The organism is Pedobacter glucosidilyticus DSM 23534 (assembly GCF_000425145.1).
Taxonomy (GTDB): domain Bacteria; phylum Bacteroidota; class Bacteroidia; order Sphingobacteriales; family Sphingobacteriaceae; genus Pseudopedobacter; species Pseudopedobacter glucosidilyticus.
Window position 1 is genome coordinate 170451 of record NZ_KE384313.1, and the last position, 13947, is coordinate 184397.

Sequence of the window (13947 nt, forward strand, 5' to 3'; positions counted from 1 at the left end):
AAAGCTTTAAGCATTTAGCTTTAAGCATTTAGCTTAAAAAATGAAACAAGGCAAACTCATTATATTTTCGGCACCATCTGGAGCAGGTAAAACCACTATCGTTCATCATTTACTGAATAAATTTCCGGATAAAATTTCCTTTTCTATATCGGCAACTACCCGGCAATTAAGAGGCGATGAGGTAAATAATAGAGATTATTATTTCATCAGTAATGAAGAGTTTTTACACCGTGTGGCTAAGCATGAGTTTGTAGAATTTGAAGAGGTATATACCGGAACTTTTTATGGCACTTTAAAAAGCGAAATCCAAAGAATTTGGGATGAGGATAAGCATGTAATTTTTGATATTGATGTTGAAGGTGGTTTAAGATTAAAGAAAAAGTTTGGTGATGATGCTTTAGCTATTTTTGTACAGCCACCATCTTTAGAAGTTTTAATAGAAAGATTAACGGGCAGAGGTACAGACTCTGAAGAAAAACTTGCAGAACGTATAAAGAAAGCAGAAAAAGAGCTTGACTACGCCTCTAAATTTGATGTGATTCTAAAAAATCACGACTTAGATACTGCTTGTAAAGAAGCAGAAGAGTTAATTGCTAACTTTATAAACAGTTAAATTAACAATGAAAATTGGTTTATTTTTTGGCTCTTATAACCCTATCCATACCGGGCATTTGGTTATCGCCAATTATATGGCCAACCATACCTCTTTAGATAAAGTTTGGCTAGTAGTTTCTCCTCATAATCCTTTAAAAGATAAAAAAGACCTTATTCAGGTTTATGATAGGCTTGAGATGGCTAAAATAGCTACCGAAAAAAGCGAGAACATCAGCGTAAGCGATATTGAACTTAAACTACCGCAACCATCTTATACCATAGATACGCTCACGCATTTAAAAGACCTTTACCCAGAACATGATTTTGTGTTGATTATGGGTGCAGATAATCTGAAAAGCCTTAAGAAATGGAAAAATTATGAGCTTATTCTTAGAGATTATCATATTTATGTTTATCCAAGACCGGGTTATGTTGATGAAGAATTTAGCTATCATCCATCAGTAACCACTACCCAAACTCCTTTAATGGAAATCTCCTCTACTTTTATTAGAAAAGCCATTAAAGAGCATAAAAATGTACAGTATTTCTTACCAGAAGAAGTATTAGAGTTTATAGAGAGTAAAAGTTTATATAAATAATCTACCCCTGTTATGAAAGATTATTTTTATATTTAATTATGGAAATAACAAAAGATGCTATGCAGCATATTGTTAATCATATGCTACCTAAAACAGATGTTGCCATTGTTATTGATAAAATATTGTTAATGGCTAAGTTAGATAATGCTTTCCAAGAACTTGAAGAAGGAAAAGGTATATCTGATGAAAAACTAGAAGAAGAAATGAATGAATGGTTCAAAGAAAACTACGATTAAAAATTCTACCAACTGCTATTTCGGATCTTAAAGAAATAGCTTCATACATCGCCATCAATTCTCCAAAATATGCTAAAATTGAAGTCGACCGTATCATTGCCTTTCTTAGAAAAATTCCAACTCATCCACTAAAAGGAAAGAGTTTTTTCTATAAAAATATAGAAGCTCATCAGCTTATATTTAAGCATTATCTAATTGTTTATAAAATTGATGATGGTTTTATTGTAATACTTACCATTCATCATTCTGCAAGATTAATTTCTAATCATCCAAATCTTGATGACAATGCTTAAATTTACAGCTTAAGTCATAAAAACCATGTTTAAATTACAATTACCAACAGACCCATTTTGGGTAAAAAATGTGGTAGAAAGTAATATCGAAGAAATTCTAACAGACCACGCCTATTGCGAACAAAAGGCAGCTACCAACGCCATAACCCTCATTATCCAAAACCCAAATGTGCCAGAATTGGTACAAGAAATGGCAGAATTGGTGAAAGAAGAAATGGACCATTTTAAGCGTGTGCATGATATCATCATTAAAAGAGGTTATACTTTTGGCAAAGAGCGTAAAGACAATTACGTTAACGAGCTTATGAAATTCTTGAAAAAGGGAGGAGGCGAAAACCAAAGAACAGAAAACATGGTTGACCGTCTTCTGCTTGCCGCGATGATAGAAGCTAGAAGCTGCGAACGCTTTAAAGTGCTATCAGAACATGTTGCAGACAAAGAGCTAGCGGCTTTTTATCATGAGTTGATGATTTCTGAAGCTACACACTATACGCTTTTCATCGGTCTAGCCAGAAAATACGGAGATGGTATTGATGTAGATAAACGCTGGCAAGAATGGTTAGATTACGAGGGCGTTATCATCAGAAGCTACGGAAAAAGCGAAACCATACATGGTTAACATCCTAAAAAATGAAAAAAATTAAATGGGGAATTTTAAGTACGGCAAAAATTGCTACCGATAGGGTTTTACCCGCACTTGTAGACTGCAAGTTTACACAAGTTGATGCAATTTGCTCTAGAGATTTAGCACAAGCACAAAAAGTAGCTCGTCTTTTAAATATTGAAAAAGCGTATGGCAGCTATGAAGAGCTATTAAATGATAAAGATATTGATGCTATTTACATCCCTTTACCCAATCATTTACATGTAGAATGGAGCATAAAATGCTTAGCAGCGGGCAAACATGTTTTGTGCGAAAAACCCATCGGATTATCGAGTAAAGAAGCCCAAATTCTTTTAGAAGCTGCTAAGAAATATCCTCATCTAAAAATCATGGAAGGCTTTATGTATAGGTTTCATCCGCAATGGATACATGCAAAAGAGCTGGTAAACCAAAAGTGGATAGGCAATTTGAAAGTTATCCAATCTTTTTTCTCTTATTATAATGTAGACCCACAGAACATTCGCAATCAAGCAGAAATTGGTGGTGGTGGGCTAATGGATATCGGCTGTTATTGTATCTCGCTTTCACGATTTTTATTTGATGCAGAGCCTTTACAGGTTGTAGCTGCCATAAATTACGACCCTGTACTAAAAACCGATGTCATATCAACCGGAATAATGCAATTTGAAAACGGAGTGTCAAGTTTTACTTGTTCTACCCAATTGGTACCCTACCAAAGGGTAAATATCATTGGGGATTTAGGTCGCATAGAAATAGAAATTCCTTTTAATGCCAAACCTTTAAAACCCGCTAAAATAAGCCTTTTTAAGGCAGATGAACAAAAAGACATTTTCTTTGACATCACCAACCAATATGCTTTACAGTTTGATGCTTTTTCTAAAGCCATTTTAGAAGATAAAAATGTATCAACGCCTTTAGAAGATGCGGTAAATAACATGAAAGTAATAGAAGCTATGTTTGCTAGTGATAAAGATAAATGTTGGAAAAATATGAATAAAGCGTAAGAAATGGCAACCTGTTTTCATGATGAATCAAGTATGATAACTCATACACCTTAAGAATTATCAATCACCATGTTACGTTCCAAATAGATATAAATTTCCTGTAATTTTGAGCTCAAAAAGCTAGAATATCTCCTGATTTATCAGTTTTTTATTAATCACTTAAGAAAAAATAAATATCTGATTTTTCAAAGTACTGATTATCAAACACATTATTTTTTAACTTTTTAGTGAAGATTTAACAAGTCTTATATATAATTTATATATTCAAACAAAAATTTAACGCCTCACTTTATTAGCTTTAGTAAATTCGTTTAATATTGAATAAAATTCAATTATTGAACTTAATTTGTGCTACAATTATAGTGTTATCACTCAAACCAACTGTATTTATTGATTTGATTACTGATATTTTAAACTTACCATATAACATCAGAACTATAAGATTAACGTAGGATTAACGTAAGATAAACGTAGGATAAACGTAAGAGCAGACTATCTTACCTATCTTCTCTTATTAAAGAATCCTATTAATCCATTGCCCTTAAGCACCAAAACTATTTATTTCTTCATGGTTGATTTTCATACCCAAAACATTCTTAAGGTAATTATCTATCACCTCAACATCAATGGTGTCGTGTATTAGGCCTAAATATAAATCTGGCCTTACAATAAAGGTCCGCTTTGTATCAGGCTTTATGCCCATAAATTCAAATAAGGGGTTGTTTTTCTCACTCGGTGGTAAATAATAAAGTTTTACCGGATAATTTAACTGCATCCACCGGGAAACAGTAAATAAATTTGGCTGTGATAAATAACCGAAAAGGATAACCGAAAAATACTGATAATTCGTCCACTGATGTAGTTGGATCTCTACCTGAGCTTTTTCATCATAAAAATTAAAATTAGGAAAAAGTTCCCCGGCCTCTAGACTCCTATCTTGACTTAAATGAAGGTTTATTTTTGCGTCTATCAACTGATAAGCTTTTGCCTTAGGCGGATGTATTTTATCTAATAATCTTTTAAAAAGTGGCTGTTTGTAGGCTTTTAAATTCCACTGCTCTTGCAATAAAGCTTTTTCATGTACTTCGGTTACAAGTGTTCTCTGCTTTAAAGTTTTATTTAATACCCCACTAATTCGCCAGCCTAACAATAAGATACTCCTAAAACTTAAATCAAGGTTGTTATTTAAAAGCAAAGCCTGTGCATGGTAAATAAAAGCATCATCTTTAGCTTTATTTTGGGAGTATATTGCTGGCAGCAAGTTTTTTTCTATTTCCTTTTCAGATGATTTCCAAACAACGGGGCATACCCTACTTGCCAATAGCTTTAAGCTTTGTTCTAAAAAGCTTGGAACCGTAATAAGCTCAGCGTTATTTTTTATCTGATAACCAAATTGCGCTAAAAAGTGCCCTATATAGTTATCAAAAACCAAGTTTTCCGGAAAATCATCAGGCTTCTCTTGCTCTGCCCATATACAAACCGATACACCATTATAACTTAAAGCGGTTGCCAAAAACAAAGCTGGTAAATTAATGCCGTAAATGCTTACATCGGTGTCGGGTTTCAACATTATTTGCTTCTGTATAATAAAAATATGGTAGGCTTTTTATGTAAATCAGGTGCCTCTTTCCGCCAATCGCCAATAGATTTGGTCTTTACAAACTCATCCTCAGCAGTTAAATTACTTGCTATACATAACAATGTATCTGGCCTACATGTTCTTAAAATCTCTTCTAACATGGGGTTATTTCTAAAAGGCGTTTCAATAAAAAGCTGTGTTTGTTTAAAACGCTCTGCAAAGCCTTCCAAATCTTTAATCTTTTTAGCTCTGGCCATTTTATCAATAGGTAAATATCCTTGGAAAGCAAAACTTTGTCCGTTAAAGCCTGATGCCATCAGGGCTAATAATAAAGAGCTTGGGCCTACCAAGGGTACAACGTTTATATTTCTTTTATGCGCTTCGGCAATAATTTCTGCCCCAGGGTCTGCAATACCTGGGCAACCAGCTTCACTCATTAAACCTACATTTTTACCTTGTTCTAAACCTTTGAAATAAGGTTTTAAGCTGCCTTCACGGTTATGTTTTCCGTAATCATGAATAATTAAATCACTCTGTGGCGTTTTCAAGCCCGCTTCTTTCAAACATCTTCTCGCTGTTTTTTCATTTTCTACGATATATTCATCAATAGCATTTATGGTATCAACCAAAAAAGGTGTTAAAGACTTTGCAACAGCATTTTCTGCCATTACAACCGGAATAAGATATAAGGTACCTTTTGTCATACCACAAATTACGTGATTTTACCAAAGGAAATAAGTAATAAAAAAATCTAATTTTCTTGACACCTTTTCATTCCTCTATTCGTCTTACTATTAAAGCGGTTGTTTAGTAACCGTTAAATAACCAAATTATTTATAAATATCTGAAGCTTGTCAAATTATCAAGACTCTTGTATAAAAAGCTTTATAGATAACGTTTTATAAATAGTTCCGTAAAAAATGGAAAGGAAAATGTACCATGAACAGATTAAAAAAATCTTTATCAGTTTTGGGGATAAGCATCTTATTCCTAATCGTAAATGCTAACACCAGCCAAGCACAAAGTAGAAGTGTTAGTTTACAAACCTTTTATGATGAGCTTTCTTATCATGGAGATTGGATAAATAACCAAGAATATGGCTACGTTTGGCGACCAAATGTTGGTAACGATTTCAGACCTTATTATACCAATGGAAGATGGGTAATGACAGAATATGGCAATACCTGGGTTTCTGATTATGAATGGGGTTGGGCCCCTTTCCATTATGGACGTTGGTTTTACGATAGCTATGACGGATGGATTTGGTTACCCGATACAGAATGGGGACCAGCCTGGGTAGAATGGAGAACAGGTGGCGGATATTATGGATGGGCACCCCTTGGACCAAGAATATCTGTTAATATCAATATTGGCAGAAGATATTATCCAGACCACTATTGGGTTTTTATACCTCAAAGATGTATTTATTACCCTTCATATTATAGATACTGGGAACCAAGAAGAAACGTAGTTATTATCAGGAATACAACCATTATAAATAATGTTTATGTAAACAGAAATGTTAGGTATAACAGCGGCCCCAGAGTTGAGGATGTAAGAAGAGCTACCAGACAAAATGTTACCGTGTATAAAATTAATGACAGTAACAGACCAGGCTCTGCAAGAGTAGAAAGAGGTACAGTAAATGTTTATCGCCCTCAGGTAGAAACAAGAAAAGATGCTGCACCAAGAGCTATTGCTAATAACACCTCAAGACCATCAAGAACAGAAATAGGCACAAGACCTTCTTCTAATGATAATAGGGTTGCGGATAGAAATGAAAACAATGCCAGACCAGAACGGTTAGAAAGACCTAGCTCTCCTGCCAGACCAGAAACAAATAACTCAACACCCTCTAGACCGGATTATAATAGCAGACCAGAGCGTGTAGAAAGACCTAGTTCTTCTGATAGGCCAGAAACAAGTAATTCCGCACCTTCCAGACCGGATTACAATAGCAGACCAGAACGGGTAGAAAGAGAAAGACCCTCTTCTACACCAACAGAAAGCAGAAGTTATCCTTCTGGGGATAATAGTAGAAGATCTTCTGGTTCAGAAAGAACTCCATCTGCTCCTCAAAGAGTAGAAAGACCATCTGCGCCACGTTCTTCTCCTTCAAGACCATCAAGTGGCAGTACTGAGAGAGGAAATAGCAGTAGAAGTAGTTCAGAAAACAGCTCAAGATCTGGAAGACCAAGTAGGTAAATACCTTATAATTTTATAGAATGGCTGTCTTTTTTAAAAAAGACAGCCATTTTTTTATGGCATCATTACAGTATTTATTATCTTTCGGGATATGACCGATTTTCTGCCTCTATTTGACCCTTTAAACCAAGCTTTGATTGATTTTCTTAAACAATTAAATGAAAAAGATTGGCAAAGAGCTACCGTTTGTAAGGGTTGGACAGTAAAAGATATTGTAGCACACCTCCTTGATACTAGCATAAGAAGATTATCATTAGGACGAGATGATTACCAACATGTACAACAAGAATTTGCTACTTATGAAGACCTTATTGCTCATATCAATAACTTAAATAAAGAATGGGTTACAGCATCCAAAAGGCTTAGTCCAAAAATTCTGATAGAACTAACAAGCAAATATCAAGACGAATTAATAGCTTATTTTAAGACATTAGACCCTTTTGATATGGCCCTTTTCCCAGTAACCTGGGCCGGAAAATCACACTCAGAAAATTGGTTTGATATTGCCAGAGAATACTCTGAAAGATGGCTTCATCAACAACAAATACGCTTTGCTTTTAATAATCAAGAGCTTTTAGACCCAAAATTCTATTCTCCATATTTAGAAATTATTATGGAAGCTCTACCATACACCTATCAAAAAATTAAGGCAGAAATGGGCAAAACAGTAGCTCTGGAAGTTGTAGGACCTGCTGGAAAACGCTGGACCATTACAAAAGATAAAAAGTTCTGGATTTTTGATGATGAAAATAAAGAAGCCGATGCCTTAATCTATATAGACCAACAAATAGCATGGCTTTTATTCTCTAAAGGCATTAGGGTAGAAGAAGCTGGGCAGTTTTATCAAATTCATGGCGAATGCCATTTAGCACTTCCAGTATTAAATATGCTCACCGTACTAGCATAAAAAAAGCATCTGCTTTAGGCAGATGCTTTTTAGTATATAAATAAATTTCTAGTTATTATTTAGTTGTTAGAAGATGCTTTTGCCTCAGCTTTCATAGCTTCATTTGCAACAATTACAATTTCTACACGTCTGTTTTGAGATCTTCCTTCTTCTGTATCATTAGAAGCAATGGGCTCATTTTTACCTTTTCCGCTTGATTTTAAACGACCAGTACTTACACCTTTAGAAACTGCATAAGATCTAACAGCATTTGCTCTTTCTAAAGATAATTTATCGTTAACAGCATCAGAACCAATAGCATCAGTATGACCAATAATCATGATATCTGTATCAGGATATTTGTTTAAAGAAGCTGCTAAGTTATCTATGTTTTGTTTAGCTGCGGCTGATAAGGTTGATTTTCCAAACTCAAATAACAAACCAGAATCAAATTTTACAATAATTCCTTCTCCTGCCGGAATAACCTCTGCACCTGGTATAGATTGCTCTAACTCTTTGGCTTGTCTATCCATTTTTCTGCCAATAAAAGCACCTGCAGTACCACCTAACGCACCACCAATAATAGCACCAACAGCTGTATTACCAGCTTTGTTACCAATTAAAGCACCAATAGTACCACCGGCAGCTGCACCAATACCAGCACCTTTTTGTGTATTAGTTAAAGAATCACATCCAGGTAAAATAGTAGTTGCGCCAATAGCAAAAGCCAATCCTAAAACAGATATTTTTAATCTTGAAGTTTTCATATTATTTATTTTGATATTTATAGTTCTATTAGTCAAAGCGAATGCCAAAAATAAAAAATTAATTTGATGGTAAGTATTTTAGGTTGCGGATGGTTGGGAATGCCTTTAGGTAAAGCCCTTATCGGTTCTGGTAAATTGGTAAAAGGGTCTACAACTAAGCCACATAAGCTTGAAGAAATTAGCAGACAATCAATTGTATCATTTTTGATACAATTGGACGATTTGTCTAATGAAGCTGAGTTGATGGAATTTTTGGATAATGAGATATTAATTATTAACGTTCCCCCTGGCAGAAATTATATAAATGCAGATGATTATCCACATAAATTAGCTAGATTGAACACCCACATTAACCAAAGCAATATCCAAAAAATCATTTTTGTTTCCTCTACTTCTGTTTATGAAGAAAATAATGATGTCGTATTTGAGGACAGTTCTATCAGCAAAAACCCATCGGCACAACGCCTATTTCTGGCAGAAGAAGTATTCAGAAATAATCCTAATATCCAAACTACGGTAATAAGAATGGCTGGTTTGATTGGGCCAAACCGCCACCCCGGAAGATTTTTTGGTGGTAAAACTCAAATCCCTGATGGTTTAATACCTGTCAACTTGATTCATTTAGATGATTGTATCGGGATTATCGAAGAAGTTATCAAGCGAGATTATTGGGGACAAACCATCCATGCGGCGGCGCCAAGTCATCCAACAAAAAAAGAGTTCTACAGTTTAGCCTCAACTATTTACAATAACTCCAAAGCAGATTTTGTAGAAGAGAAAGGAAAGTTTAAAATCATTAACCCAGATAAATTGGTCAAAGATTTAAAATATCAATTTAAACATCCTGATTTAATGGCGTGGCTTCTTCAAAGTCATCAAAATTAAGAGATGATTTATCTAAAACCTCCCAAGTATGGTCTGCTAAAAGTTTAACTGTAGAAATAAACTTCTTAAAGGTTTTAGATCTGCCCCATTCTGCTGGCGCTATCATACTTACCAAAAAGGTATTGTCTTCTTTCTGATAAAGATGGTATAATTGCCCAATAACAGGCTTAAACTTCATTTCGGCAGTATAAATCAATTCTGATATTTTTAGGCGTTCCTCAATATCTTTAACCTGCTGCATAATCAATTCTGCCTGTTTACGTAACATGGTTATTTGCTGATTGGCCTGCATGTGCATAGACTCAACAGCATTTGCTCTTAACTTATTTTTATCAATAGGTTTAATTACCGGAGAGCTAACCGTTAAAGGTACCGGAGAAAATTTGGCTTCACCCGTATAATAAAGAGATTTTTCTTTGCTTTGTGAAGTGTTATCCTGCTCCATGTTATCTAATACTTGCTAGCAATAACTTATCTCTGCAAAAAAAGTTTTAATAAACTCTGCAAAATAAGCCTTTCAAATATTCGCCTTCGCTAAAAGAAATCCTTACGGGATGATCTTCTGGTTGGCAAAACTGATGGATAATTTGAACCTCTTTGCCCGCATCTAACGCTGCCCAAGCAATTACTTGCTTAAAAGTTTCTATATCCATAGCTCCAGAACAGCTAAAAGTAGCTAATAAACCGCCTTTTTCAAGAACCTGCATCCCTAAACGATTTAAATCTTTATAAGCTCTGGCTGCCCTATCTAAAGAAGAGCGAGAAGGTGCGTATTTGGGTGGGTCTAGCACAACAATATCAAAAGTTTGACCTTCTTCTTTTAATATCCTCAGGTATTTATTTACATCAGACTGTACAGCAATAGCTTTACTTTCATCAAACTGGTTAAGTTGGATATTCTTTTTTAAAGTTTCTACAGCCAAAGCAGAACTATCTACAGCAGTAACAGCAGCTGCCTTATTTAATAAAGCATTTAAGGTAAAACCTCCGCTATAGCTAAAACAATCTAAAACATTTTTTCCTGTGGCATAAGAAGCTACTATTTTTCTATTATCGCGTTGGTCGCAATAAAAACCAGATTTTTGTCCCTCTAAAATATTGATCAGGTATTTAACACCATTCTCTTTAACTTCTACAAAATCGGGTGGTAAGGCTCCCCAAAGTAAAGTACCATGTTGAGTTTGCAAGCCATCATGCGCTCTGGCAGAAGCATCACTTTTATCAATAATACCTTTAACATTTAACAATGTTGATAAAGTATTCACGATGGTTTCTTTTACTTGCTCTATGCCACTGGTAAGGATTTGCAAGGCCAGATAATCTCCAAACCTATCTACTATAAGACCAGGTAAATAATCAGCCTCGCTAAAAATTAACCTACATGTGGTAGTATCATCATTTTGCAAATGCTCACGAGCTTTAATGGCAGCTTCAATTTTAGTTTTCCACCACTGCTCATCTATGGTAGCGTTTTCATCCCAATCTAATAATCTTACGGCAACTCTAGACTGGTCGTTATAATATCCATAAGCTAAAAAATCAGCATCAGCATCTAAAACCTTAACCACATCGCCATTTTGTGGTTTGCCTTTAACCTGTGCCAATGCGCCAGAAAATACCCAAGGATGTCTTTGTAAAACAGCTTTTTCTTTAGTCTTTTTTAGAATAATATCTACCATAGTGCGCAAAAATACTTAAAGAGATTGATAATGCTTTAAATTAGGGAACATTACATTTTACAGATAAAATAGAACTTATGAGGAACTACTTTTGTTAAAGAACAGAGAAATAAATTGATAAGAGATGTTAAATTTTGAGTTTAAAAATCCTACCAAAATACTTTTTGGCAAAGGACAAATAGCCAACCTAAGTAAAGAAATACCCGCAAATGCTAAAATTTTAATGGTTTATGGCGGTGGAAGCATCAAAAGCAATGGGGTATACCAACAAGTTAACCAAGCTTTGGAAGGTTTTGATGTGATAGAATTTGGTGGTGTACCTGCAAATCCGGAATACGCGGTATTGCTCGAAGCTTTAGCCATCATAAAAAAAGAAAACATCAATTATATTTTAGCCGTTGGCGGAGGCTCTGTAATAGATGGTGTTAAATTTCTGGCATCAGCCGCTTTATATGAAGGCGATGAACCTTGGGATATTTTAGCCAAGGGCATCAGAACAGAAGTTGCTTTACCATTTGGTACGGTTTTAACTTTACCTGCTACAGGCTCTGAAATGAACTCAGGCTCGGTTATATCCAGAGCAGAAACAAAAGAAAAACTAGCGATGGGAGGCCCAGGCTTGTTTCCTGCTTTTTCTATTTTAGACCCCGAGGTTATTAAATCTATCCCGCAAAGGCAAATTGCGAACGGCATAACCGATGCCTATACGCATGTTTTAGAGCAATATATGACTTACCCTATTGGCGCATGCTTGCAAGATAGATTTGCTGAAAGTATTATGCAAACTTTAATAGAAGTGGCTCCAAAAGTGATGGCCAACCCCGCTGATTATACCGCTGCGGCGGATTTTATGTGGTGCTGTACCATGGCTTTAAATGGTTTAATCCAAAAAGGTGTACCAACAGACTGGGCGGTACATGCCATGGGGCATGAACTTACCGCTTTATACGGAATAGACCACGCCAGAACTTTAGCTATTATAGCGCCTAGCCATTACCGCTACCATTTAGCACAGAAAAAAGAGAAATTAGCCCAATATGCAGAACGCGTTTGGGGTATTAAAGAAGGCTCTGTGGAAGAAAAAGCCAATCAAGCGATAGTTAAAACTGAAGAATTTTTCCATTCTTTAGGAATAAAAACTAAATTATCAGAGTATACTGAAGCCTATGAAGGAACTGCAGAAAGCATTGAGGAAAGATTTAATACGAGAGGCTGGAAAGCCCTAGGCGAACATAAAGCTATTACGCCGGCAGATGTTGCCAAAATTGTAAGCATGAGTTATTAAGATGAATAAAAATTTAGAGAAGCTTTTCAAAATTGCTCAAAAAGAAGAGAGAATTATTCTCGGCCTCATGTCTGGAACGTCTTTAGACGGTTTAGACATGGCTTTATGCAAATTTAAAGGTGCTGGCTTAAGTACCTCAGTAGAAATCTTGCATTTTGAAACTTGCCCTTATGAAAACTCTTTCAAAGAAGCTATTAAACAAGTTTTCTCTAAAAAAACGGTCGACTTAGAATTACTATGCTTGTTAAATGCGCAAATAGCTAGGCAACATGCTGAAATTATAAACCAAACTTTAAAAAAATGGGGTTATACTTCAAATGATGTAGATGCTATTGCCAGTCATGGTCAAACGGTTTACCACGCACCAAAAATTAAGCATCAGCTTAACAATTATCCTGATGCTACTTTACAAATAGGTGATGGCGACCATTTAGCTCATCTCACAGGCATCATCACACTAAGTGATTTCAGACAGAAAAATATTGCAGCAGGTGGAGAGGGTGCTCCGCTTGCCGTTTATGGCGATTATTTACTTTTTGCACATCAAGAAATAGATAGGATTTTATTGAATATTGGCGGCATAGCAAATTTTACTTATTTACCAGCGAAAAGAAAGGCAGAAAATATTTTCTCTACAGATGTTGGTCCTGGAAATACAATTTTAGATCATTTCATGATGCAAAAATTTAATTTGTATTTTGATGAGGATGCTAAATACGCTAAAAAAGGCAATTTAAATCATAATTTATTAGAGGCTTTATTGGCTGATGATTTTTTTACCCAACCAGTTCCAAAAAGCACCGGACCAGAACATTTTAATTTAGCATATTTAAATGAGGCGCAACAAAAAAGTAATACCAGCCATTTAAAAGAAGAAGATGTTTTGGCAACTTTATGCGAATTTACTGCTTTAGGTATTGCTAAGGCTATTCAGGAAAACATCAGCGTAAGCGGAGAAATAGAAATTTTGATGAGTGGCGGTGGTATACATAACCCACTTTTGGTAGAGCGTTTAAAGCATCATTTGCCTCGTCTTACTTTTATAAGCATGCAAGAGGTTTTGGGTATTAACCCAGATGCTAAAGAAGCTTTACTGTTTGCTCTATTAGCTAATGAAACTTTATATGGCAAGCCTGATGGATATAACTTTCCCAATCAAGAAAAATTACCTAAAATTAGTATGGGAAAACTAAGTTTTCCAGAATAAACATAGGTTTTCTCAACTTAGTATTTCGTGTCAGGATGAGCGGAGTCAAAGCCTTTTCCGCTCGGCCTGACATGAAATTGTAGCTTTTGACACTTAATCTTTA

16 protein-coding genes are annotated in these 13947 nt (G+C 35.3%); 11 read left to right on the forward strand and 5 right to left on the reverse strand.

Annotation, left to right across the window (positions count from 1 at the left end; genetic code table 11):
* Positions 1 to 40 precede the first annotated feature (40 nt).
* From gmk to H510_RS0116355, 6 genes are read left to right on the forward strand one after another with little or no spacing between them, the layout of a single operon-like run.
* Positions 41 to 613: a guanylate kinase gene (gmk, locus tag H510_RS0116330; protein WP_026905291.1), complete on the forward strand. Its 573-nt coding sequence runs from the start codon at positions 41 to 43 to the stop codon at positions 611 to 613.
* Between the two features lie 7 nt (positions 614 to 620).
* On the forward strand, positions 621 to 1193 hold the full coding sequence (gene nadD, locus H510_RS0116335; protein WP_026905292.1) for a nicotinate (nicotinamide) nucleotide adenylyltransferase: 573 nt from the start codon (positions 621 to 623) through the stop codon (positions 1191 to 1193).
* 38 nt (positions 1194 to 1231) lie between these two features.
* A complete protein-coding gene (locus H510_RS0116340) occupies positions 1232 to 1429 on the forward strand; it encodes a hypothetical protein (RefSeq protein ID WP_026905293.1) in 198 nt (65 codons plus the stop codon).
* Complete coding sequence (locus tag H510_RS0116345) at positions 1405 to 1722, forward strand: type II toxin-antitoxin system RelE/ParE family toxin (RefSeq protein WP_026905294.1); 318 nt, start codon at positions 1405 to 1407, stop codon at positions 1720 to 1722. Before H510_RS0116340 ends, H510_RS0116345 begins: the two co-directional genes overlap by 25 nt.
* 25 nt (positions 1723 to 1747) lie before the next feature.
* On the forward strand, positions 1748 to 2341 hold the full coding sequence (locus H510_RS0116350; protein ID WP_026905295.1) for a MiaE family protein: 594 nt from the start codon (positions 1748 to 1750) through the stop codon (positions 2339 to 2341).
* An 11-nt stretch (positions 2342 to 2352) separates the two neighbouring features.
* Complete coding sequence (locus tag H510_RS0116355; protein ID WP_026905296.1) at positions 2353 to 3351, forward strand: Gfo/Idh/MocA family protein; 999 nt, start codon at positions 2353 to 2355, stop codon at positions 3349 to 3351.
* Between the two features lie 541 nt (positions 3352 to 3892).
* Here H510_RS0116355 and H510_RS0116360 read toward each other — a convergent pair.
* Together H510_RS0116360 and H510_RS0116365 are read right to left on the reverse strand one after the other, a co-directional pair.
* On the reverse strand, positions 3893 to 4921 hold the full coding sequence (locus H510_RS0116360) for a hypothetical protein (RefSeq protein WP_026905297.1): 1029 nt from the start codon (positions 4919 to 4921) through the stop codon (positions 3893 to 3895).
* A complete protein-coding gene (locus H510_RS0116365) occupies positions 4921 to 5634 on the reverse strand; it encodes an SAM-dependent methyltransferase (RefSeq protein WP_026905298.1) in 714 nt (237 codons plus the stop codon). The genes H510_RS0116360 and H510_RS0116365 overlap by 1 nt, the downstream gene beginning before the upstream one ends.
* A gap of 235 nt (positions 5635 to 5869) precedes the next feature.
* On the opposite strand from H510_RS0116365, the gene H510_RS19250 reads away from it, so the two are divergent.
* Both H510_RS19250 and H510_RS0116375 read left to right on the forward strand, forming a co-directional pair.
* Complete coding sequence (locus H510_RS19250; RefSeq protein ID WP_051291348.1) at positions 5870 to 7135, forward strand: DUF6600 domain-containing protein; 1266 nt, start codon at positions 5870 to 5872, stop codon at positions 7133 to 7135.
* A gap of 91 nt (positions 7136 to 7226) precedes the next feature.
* Entirely contained in the window at positions 7227 to 8042 is an 816-nt protein-coding gene (locus tag H510_RS0116375; protein WP_026905299.1) for a maleylpyruvate isomerase N-terminal domain-containing protein, read from the forward strand.
* 59 nt (positions 8043 to 8101) lie between these two features.
* On the opposite strand, the gene H510_RS0116380 is transcribed toward H510_RS0116375, so the two are convergent.
* Entirely contained in the window at positions 8102 to 8788 is a 687-nt protein-coding gene (locus H510_RS0116380) for a YiaD family glycine zipper/OmpA-like lipoprotein (RefSeq protein WP_026905300.1), read from the reverse strand.
* Between the two features lie 66 nt (positions 8789 to 8854).
* Between H510_RS0116380 and H510_RS0116385 the strand changes: the two genes are divergently transcribed.
* Entirely contained in the window at positions 8855 to 9673 is an 819-nt protein-coding gene (locus tag H510_RS0116385; RefSeq protein WP_036693241.1) for a Rossmann-fold NAD(P)-binding domain-containing protein, read from the forward strand.
* Here the strand turns inward: H510_RS0116385 and H510_RS19255 are convergent.
* A complete protein-coding gene (locus H510_RS19255) occupies positions 9624 to 10118 on the reverse strand; it encodes a DUF2452 domain-containing protein (RefSeq protein ID WP_051291350.1) in 495 nt (164 codons plus the stop codon). The genes H510_RS0116385 and H510_RS19255 overlap by 50 nt on opposite strands.
* Positions 10119 to 10164: 46 nt before the next feature.
* Positions 10165 to 11352, reverse strand: a complete 1188-nt coding sequence (locus H510_RS0116395) for a class I SAM-dependent rRNA methyltransferase (protein ID WP_026905302.1) — start codon at positions 11350 to 11352, stop codon at positions 10165 to 10167.
* A 124-nt stretch (positions 11353 to 11476) separates the two neighbouring features.
* Between H510_RS0116395 and H510_RS0116400 the strand changes: the two genes are divergently transcribed.
* Together H510_RS0116400 and H510_RS0116405 are read left to right on the forward strand one after the other, a co-directional pair.
* Entirely contained in the window at positions 11477 to 12637 is a 1161-nt protein-coding gene (locus H510_RS0116400) for an iron-containing alcohol dehydrogenase (protein ID WP_026905303.1), read from the forward strand.
* Position 12638: 1 nt separating this feature from the next.
* The gene (locus H510_RS0116405; RefSeq protein WP_026905304.1) at positions 12639 to 13844 is read left to right on the forward strand and encodes an anhydro-N-acetylmuramic acid kinase; all 1206 of its coding nucleotides are present in this window, start codon (positions 12639 to 12641) and stop codon (positions 13842 to 13844) included.
* Positions 13845 to 13947 lie beyond the last annotated feature (103 nt).

Coding starts and splice junctions, on each gene's coding strand:
- H510_RS0116385 (WP_036693241.1), top strand. CDS start 8,855: ATGGTAAGTATTTTAGGTTGCGGATGGTTGGGAATGCCTTTAGGTAAA.
- H510_RS0116405 (WP_026905304.1), top strand. CDS start 12,639: ATGAATAAAAATTTAGAGAAGCTTTTCAAAATTGCTCAAAAAGAAGAG.
- H510_RS0116400 (WP_026905303.1), top strand. CDS start 11,477: ATGTTAAATTTTGAGTTTAAAAATCCTACCAAAATACTTTTTGGCAAA.
- H510_RS19250 (WP_051291348.1), top strand. CDS start 5,870: ATGAACAGATTAAAAAAATCTTTATCAGTTTTGGGGATAAGCATCTTA.
- H510_RS0116365 (WP_026905298.1), bottom strand. CDS start 5,634: ATGACAAAAGGTACCTTATATCTTATTCCGGTTGTAATGGCAGAAAAT.
- H510_RS0116345 (WP_026905294.1), top strand. CDS start 1,405: ATGGTTCAAAGAAAACTACGATTAAAAATTCTACCAACTGCTATTTCG.
- H510_RS0116395 (WP_026905302.1), bottom strand. CDS start 11,352: ATGGTAGATATTATTCTAAAAAAGACTAAAGAAAAAGCTGTTTTACAA.
- H510_RS0116360 (WP_026905297.1), bottom strand. CDS start 4,921: ATGTTGAAACCCGACACCGATGTAAGCATTTACGGCATTAATTTACCA.
- H510_RS0116355 (WP_026905296.1), top strand. CDS start 2,353: ATGAAAAAAATTAAATGGGGAATTTTAAGTACGGCAAAAATTGCTACC.
- H510_RS0116350 (WP_026905295.1), top strand. CDS start 1,748: ATGTTTAAATTACAATTACCAACAGACCCATTTTGGGTAAAAAATGTG.
- H510_RS0116340 (WP_026905293.1), top strand. CDS start 1,232: ATGGAAATAACAAAAGATGCTATGCAGCATATTGTTAATCATATGCTA.
- gmk (WP_026905291.1), top strand. CDS start 41: ATGAAACAAGGCAAACTCATTATATTTTCGGCACCATCTGGAGCAGGT.
- H510_RS0116375 (WP_026905299.1), top strand. CDS start 7,227: ATGACCGATTTTCTGCCTCTATTTGACCCTTTAAACCAAGCTTTGATT.
- nadD (WP_026905292.1), top strand. CDS start 621: ATGAAAATTGGTTTATTTTTTGGCTCTTATAACCCTATCCATACCGGG.
- H510_RS0116380 (WP_026905300.1), bottom strand. CDS start 8,788: ATGAAAACTTCAAGATTAAAAATATCTGTTTTAGGATTGGCTTTTGCT.
- H510_RS19255 (WP_051291350.1), bottom strand. CDS start 10,118: ATGGAGCAGGATAACACTTCACAAAGCAAAGAAAAATCTCTTTATTAT.